Annotated in this window: 1 protein-coding gene; it reads right to left on the reverse strand. The window is 56.0% G+C overall.

Annotation, left to right across the window (positions count from 1 at the left end; translation table 11 throughout):
• Nucleotides 1-618 (reverse strand): ABC transporter ATP-binding protein (locus tag AC1DRJ_RS31565; RefSeq protein WP_477805552.1); only part of this gene is annotated, 618 nt, incomplete at both ends.

The following is a 618-nucleotide window of genomic DNA, read 5'->3' on the forward strand; positions in this document are numbered from 1 at the left end:
GTAGTAATCCATCACCTCTTCCGGCGCGCCATCCTTAATCACCGTGCCGTGTTCGAGCAGGATCGCCCGGCTGCATAACGACTGGATCGAACCTCTATCGTGGGACACAATCAATAACGTCGTGCCCAGACGCTGAAACTCGCGAATGCGCTCAAAGCTCTTGTGCTGAAAATAACTATCACCTACCGCCAAGGCCTCATCGACGATCAGGATGTCTGGACGAAACGCTGTCGCCACGGCAAACGCTACGCGCATCTGCATACCGCTCGAATAAGTGCGCACGGCTTGGTCGAAGTATTCGCCAATCTCGGCAAAAGCCTCGATCTCTGGCATGGCCTGGTGGATCTGCGCAGTGCCAAAGCCCATCAAACCGGCCGCGTGATACACATTCTCGCGACCGGTCAAATCAGGGGTAAAACCCATGCCCAACTCGAGAATGGCAGCGATGCGGCCGTTGACCTGAACGCTGCCCTCCGTGGGTTGCAAGGTTCCGGTGATCATCTTCAGCAGCGTAGATTTTCCCGCACCGTTTTGACCAACGATACCGACGGCCTCTCCCGACCTGATGGAAAAGTTGATGTGCTTGAGGACCCAGTGCTCTTCACTGGGTTTGGTGGG

Source organism: Pseudomonas sp. P5_B2 (assembly GCF_056400445.1).